Below are 6,206 nucleotides of genomic sequence, written 5' to 3' on the forward strand. Positions count from 1 at the left end.
GCCTGCATGTCGTGATCCCTTGCCTGCCGCCTGCTTTGGTCGTGCCGACTTGCCTAAAGCGGCCCGTAGCATTACTCAAATGCATAATGCATATGCTGCATAAGGATTTCTTATGAATCTCGATCCGCAACAGCTTGCCGCCCTCTGCGCCATCCTGCGCTGCGGAAGCTTCGATGGCGCCGCAGCCGAACTCGGCCTGACCCAATCAGCAATCTCCCAACGCCTCAAGGCGCTTGAAACCCGCGTGGGTGTCCAGCTTGTGCATCGCGGTCAGCCCTCGACCGGCACCGAGGCCGGGCTTCGCCTTGCCGCGCATGGCGATCAGGTCGCCCTTCTCGAGGCCAGGCTTACAGAGCATTTCACCGCCCTTGGCCCGGCGCCGCAAACCCGGCTGCGTCTTGCGGTGAACGCCGATAGCCTTGCCACATGGCTGCCGGCCGCCCTGGCAGATATCCCCGGGCATCTGTTCGATCTGGTGATCGACGATCAGGACGCCGCCCACGACCGCCTGATGCGCGGCGAGGTGCTTGGCGCGCTGACCAACCGCCCCAAGCCACTGCCCGGCTGTGAGGCCATCGCCCTTGGCAACCTGCGCTATATCGCGACCGCAAGCCCCGGCTTCGTTGCGCGCCACTTTACGCAAGGTGTTACGCCCGAGACGATAAGTGCCGCGCCGATGCTGCGGTTTGACGCCAAGGATCGCCTTCAGGATCAATGGATCGCCTCCCACCTCGGGCGCACCGTTACGCCGCCCTGTCACATGATCCCCTCGGCAACGGGCTTTGTTGCCGCCACCCGGCTTGGGATCGGCTGGGGCCTCAACCCCGAGATTCTGGTGGCGGATGATCTTGCCACGGGCGCGCTTGTGCCGCTTCTGTCCGATGCCGCGCTTGACACGCCGCTCTACTGGCAATCAAGCCGTCTTTTGGGCGCGGCGCTTGGCCCTGTGACCCGCGCATTACGCCGGTCAGCGCGCCGGATGCTCTATCCGCCCGGCTGAGACGAAAACGTCCGGCACAGGAACCCCGCGCCGGACGTCAAATGCTTTCAGTTGCCCATAGGGCGGGTGAGCCTCACGTCCCGAACGATAGGCGGATCACCCGTCCTGAAGCTGTTCCATTACCTCGTCTGAGGCCTCGAAATTGGTGGTGACGCGTTGCACGTCATCATCATCCTCAAGTGCGTCGACAAGCTTCATCAGCTTTTGCATGCCCTCAAGGTCCATCTCGGTGGTGGTCACGGGTTTCCACACAAGCTTGGTCGACGTGCTCTCGCCAAGGTCCGCCTCAAGCGCGGTGGCGACCTCGTTGAGATCGCTGTCGGCGCACCAGATGATATGCCCGTCCTCAGAACTTTCGACATCTTCGGCGCCCGCCTCGATCGCGGCCATCATCACCGTGTCGCCATCGCCCACCTCGGCGGGATAGCTGATTTCGCCCTTGCGCTCGAACATGAAGCCGACCGATCCGGTCTCGCCGAGGTTGCCGCCGTTCTTGGAAAAGGTCGAGCGCACGGTGCTGGCGGTGCGGTTGCGGTTGTCGGTCATCGCCTCGACGATCACCGCCACGCCATTGGGGCCATAGCCCTCATAGCGGATTTCCTCGTAATCATCGCCCTCGCCGCCCATCGCTTTTTTGATGGCGCGTTCGATATTGTCCTTGGGCATCGACTGGGCCTTGGCTTCCTTGACGGCAAGGCGCAGCCGCGGGTTTTTCTCCGGGTCCGGGTCGCCCATTTTCGCGGCAACCGTTATCTCTTTGGAAAACTTAGAGAAAAGCTTGGCCCGAACAGCGTCCTGGCGGCCTTTGCGATGTTGGATGTTTGCCCATTTAGAATGGCCGGCCATACTTTGCCTCCGAATTGAAATCCTTGATTTGCGTCTCTATAGGCCAGAGCAGTACCCCCTCGCAAGCCGGTTGCTTTTGGGGACGCAATGCGATTGGGTCAGTGGTATGTTGAAAGCGCACCATGACCCCTGATCAGATCATCCTGTTTGGCCTTTTTGGCCTGGTGTTTGCCCTGCTGCTTTGGGGAAAGTACCGCTATGATATCGTTGCATTTTCCGCGCTCATGGTCGGTGTGGTTATCGGCGTGGTGCCCGCCGCTGACGCCTTTGCCGGTTTTGGCCACCCCGCCACTCTGGTCGTGGCGCTGGTGCTGGTGGTCTCGGCCGGACTGATGCGTTCCGGGGCGGTTTTCCTGATCACCCGCACCCTGATCGACAGTTCCCGCTCGCTGGCCACCCACATCACCCTGATGGGGGCAATTGGCGGCGTCCTGTCTGCCTTTATGAACAACGTCGCGGCCCTTGCCCTTCTGATGCCGGTGGATGTCCAGACGGCGCGAAAAGCCAAGCGCTCACCGGGCCTTAGCCTGATGCCCCTTAGTTTTGCGACGATCCTTGGCGGCATGGCTACGCTGATCGGAACGCCGCCCAACATCATTATCGCGGCGATCCGCGAAGAGACCCTCGGCGCGCCCTATTCAATGTTCGATTTCGCCCCGGTTGGCGGCGTGACGGCCATCGCCGGGTTGATCTTTGTGGCGCTGATCGGCTGGCGGCTGATTCCCGACAGATCCGACGCCACCATCCAACCCACTGAAATCGGGCAATATATCGCCGAATTGACCGTGCCGCCCGACTCTTCCCATATCGGCAAACGCCTGATCGAACTCGAGCAAGACGCCGGCCAGGGCGATGTCGCCATCCTAGGGCTGATCCGCAATGGCAAGCGGCTTTACGGTACGGCGATGAATGCCGACCTTCGCGAAGGTGATGCCCTGGTGCTTGAGGCCGCTCCGGCAGCGATTGACGAATTTCGTGCCGCCCTGTCACTCGCCTTTGCCGATGAAGAGCGCGAGGATCAGCTTCACGCGGCGGGTGAAGGGCTCGATATCATCGAGGTGGTTGTCCCCACGGATGCCCGTATCACCGGAAAATCCGCCCTGACAATTGGCCTGCACTGGCGGCAGCGCTCTGTTTTGATGGGCATTTCCCGACAGGGCCGCAAGATCACCCAACAGGTGCGAAAGACACCGATCCTTGCGGGTGACATCCTCTTGCTGCTGGTTCCGAAGGACACCGGCGCCGATGTGACCGAGTGGTTGGGATGCCTGCCACTGGCCGATCGCGGGCTGACCGTCACCCAGGATCGCAAGACATGGGCCGCCATTGGCCTTTTTGGCGCCGCCGTCGTCGCCGCCAGCCTTGGGCTGATCTATCTTCCCGTGGCCCTGGGGCTTGTGGTTGTCGCCTATGTGCTTACACGGATCGTGCCGTTGAACGAGCTTTACAATCACATCAACTGGCCGGTCGTCGTGCTGTTGGGCTCGATGATTCCCCTCGGGGCGGCCCTTGAAGATGCGGGCGGGACGCAACTGATTGCCGACGCCCTTGTCGGGCTGACCGAGGGCTATGCGCCCTGGGTTGTCCTGAGCGTGCTGATGATTGTCACGATGAGCCTGTCTGACGTTCTCAACAACACCGCCACCACGATCGTGGCAGCCCCGGTCGGCATTCAGATGGCGCAGACCCTCAATGTCTCGCCCGATCCATTTCTGATGGCCGTCGCCGTTGCCGCCTCTTCCGCCTTTCTCACACCGATCGGCCATAAGAACAACACGCTGATCCTTGGCCCCGGTGGCTATAGCTTTGGCGATTACTGGCGCATGGGGCTGCCGCTCGAGATCATCGTGGTCGCCGTATCCATCCCGGCAATCCTTATGGTCTGGCCCCTTTAAAGCGGCCAGATCAGCGGGATAAGCGCCGAGGCCAACAAGCCGACACTCAGGTTGAGCGGCACCCCGACGCGCAGAAAGTCGGTAAAGCGATAGCCCCCCGGCCCATAGACAAGCGTGTTGGTCTGATAGCCGATCGGCGTAGCGAAACTGGCGCTTGCGGCGACCATGACCGCAACCACCAGCGGGCGCGCCTCAATCCCCATCGCATCGGCAAGACCGATGGCAATCGGCGTGACCACCACCGCGACGGCGTTGTTTGACACAAGTTCCGTCATGATCGAGGTCAGCAGGTAGATCGCCCAGATCACCAAGAAGCCCGGCAAGACCGACAAGGCGGGCGCAATCGCCCCGACGATCAGTTCGACCGCCCCCGAGGCCTGAAGTGCGGCGCCAATCGCCAGCATCGCGAAGATCAGCGCAAGCAACTGGCCGTCGACAAAGGAAAACGCCTCATCTGCATCAATGCAGCGCGCCAAAAGCACGGCCGCCACTGCGATCACCGCAAGCGCCAGGATCGGCGCCACCCCAAGCCCGGCCAGAATCACGATCCCCAGAAGCGCGATCACCGCCAGCGGCGCATGTCCGCGCCGGAACGCGCGCGCCGAAGGATGCGAGACATCGACCATATCCATTTCGCGTGACAGGCGCTGAATATCCTCGGGCGCCCCTTCAAGCAAAAGCGTATCGCCGACGCGCACCACAAGATCATCAAGCTGGCGGCCAATGTTCTGGTTACGGCGATGCACCGCCAGCGGATAGACGCCATAGCGCCGCCGCAGGCGCATCCCGCCAAGCGAGCGCCCGACCATCTTGCAGCCCGGCGTGATCAGCACCTCGACCGTGCTGGTTTCCACCGCCGACACCTGATCGACCCGCTTGAGGCTCTTGTCGCGCTGAAGGCTGAGCAGTTCGGTCATCTGCGTGCGCAGGACCACGCGGTCTCCGACCTGAAGCGTGACCCCGCTCAGATCACGGCGCAGCGACTGATCGCCCCGGATCACGTCGATCAGGCGCACGCCCTCGCGTTTGAAAAGCTGAACACCGGAGACTTCGCGCCCGATCAGGTTGCTTTCGGGCGGGATCACCGCCTCGGTGAAAAACTTCATCCGCGAGCGATCCGACAGCATATCGGCCATGCTGTTGCGCGCAGGCAACAGGAACGGCCCGAAGAACCGCAGATAGATCGCGCCCCAGATCACCAGGACGATGCCAAGCGGTGTTACCTCGAAAATGGTGAACGCCGTCATCCCCTCGGTGCGCGCAACCCCGTCCACAAGCAGGTTGGTCGAGGTGCCGATCAGCGTGGTTGTACCGCCAAGAATGGCGGCATAGCTGAGCGGAATCAAAAGCTTGCTGGCCGGAATCTTGAGGGTACGCGCCAGTTGGACAAACACCGGGATCATCACCACGACGACCGGCGTGTTATTCATGAAGGCCGAAGCAATGACCACCGCGACAAGCAGCATGCCGATGGCCGCGCGCGGGTTGACCTGCGCCTGACGGTCCGCAAGCGAGGTAAAGGCATCAAGCGCACCGGTACGCACCAATGCGCCCATCACGATAAACATCGCGGCAATGGTCCAGGGCGCTGGATTGGAAAACACCGTAAGCGCGGCCTGATAGGGCAGGATTCCAAGGATCAGAAGAAGCGCCACGCCGGCGATGGCCACCACTTCGGTTGGATAGGTTTCACGCACGAAAAGCACAAACATCGCCGCAACGACGGCCAATGCAAGAAATGCCTGTCCGGTTTGCGACAGACCCAAAAGTTCGATCACGGATCAGAGCCCTCGTGTGGTTTCCCTCCAGTGTCCCCGATGACAGGCAGCGGGGCAAGCCCGATCCGCGCGCGCGGCTGAACAAGGAATATTCCCCCCAGCATTAGCGTCATCGCCGCCCAGATGTGTGGCGAATAGACCTCTTGCAGGAACAGGATCGACCAGAGCACGCCGAAACCAGTCACAAGATAGCTGGTCTGCGCGGCAAAGACCGACCCGGCCCGCCCCACCATCCAGACATAGCCCGCATAAACCAGCGCATGGATGATCGCACCCGCCACCAGCGCAGCCTCGGGGGCCCCGATCCCGGCGAGCGGATCAATCCACTGGCCGCTGAGCAAGGCCAGGGGCAGCATAAGCACCGCCCCAAGCAGCGAGGCCGCAAGCAGGACCTGAACCGAATCCAGCCCCTGCGTGCCCCAGCGTGCCACCAGATTGCCCTCGGTCGCATAAAGCAGCGGCGCCACAAGTGCGAGCGGGACAAAGGCCGCCATCGCCCGGTCAGGCAGGCTTGCCTCGGGACCGATCAAAAGTGCGATACCGCCAAGCCCGAGGGTCAGCCCAAGCATCCGGCGCCAGGCAAACCGCTCGTTGCCAAGGGCCAGGGCAATGGGCAGCGAAAACATCGGCACCGTCGAAATGATGATCGCCATGACCCCGCCCGGAAGCCGCGCCGCAGAGGCGTAG

5 protein-coding genes are annotated in these 6,206 nt (G+C 62.1%); 2 read left to right on the forward strand and 3 right to left on the reverse strand.

Translation table 11 applies throughout. From position 1 onward, the window contains the following. Nucleotides 1–112 precede the first annotated feature (112 nt). Nucleotides 113–1,000: a LysR family transcriptional regulator ArgP gene (locus QZ522_RS16955; RefSeq protein WP_294614334.1), complete on the forward strand. Its 888-nt coding sequence runs from the start codon at nt 113–115 to the stop codon at nt 998–1,000. Nucleotides 1,001–1,096: 96 nt separating this feature from the next. Here QZ522_RS16955 and QZ522_RS16960 read toward each other — a convergent pair whose 3' ends face one another. After that, a complete protein-coding gene (locus QZ522_RS16960) occupies nt 1,097–1,846 on the reverse strand; it encodes a YebC/PmpR family DNA-binding transcriptional regulator (RefSeq protein ID WP_294614337.1) in 750 nt (249 codons plus the stop codon). 122 nt (nt 1,847–1,968) lie between these two features. Here QZ522_RS16960 and QZ522_RS16965 point away from each other — a divergent pair, with 122 nt between their 5' ends. Then, nucleotides 1,969–3,741 carry an SLC13 family permease gene (locus QZ522_RS16965; RefSeq protein ID WP_294614340.1) on the forward strand — a complete coding sequence of 591 codons (1,773 nt, stop codon included), beginning with the start codon at nt 1,969–1,971 and terminating at the stop codon, nt 3,739–3,741. Here QZ522_RS16965 and QZ522_RS16970 read toward each other — a convergent pair. Together QZ522_RS16970 and QZ522_RS16975 are read right to left on the reverse strand one after the other, a co-directional pair. Then, entirely contained in the window at nt 3,738–5,516 is a 1,779-nt protein-coding gene (locus QZ522_RS16970) for an SLC13 family permease (RefSeq protein WP_294614346.1), read from the reverse strand. The two genes, QZ522_RS16965 and QZ522_RS16970, sit on opposite strands and share 4 nt — an antisense overlap. Beyond that, nucleotides 5,516–6,206, reverse strand: a 691-nt coding sequence (locus QZ522_RS16975) for a DMT family transporter (protein WP_294614343.1), incomplete at its 5' end; no start/stop codon positions are given. The genes QZ522_RS16970 and QZ522_RS16975, both read right to left, overlap by 1 nt.

This window comes from uncultured Roseovarius sp. (assembly GCF_913054395.1).
GTDB lineage: Bacteria > Pseudomonadota > Alphaproteobacteria > Rhodobacterales > Rhodobacteraceae > Roseovarius.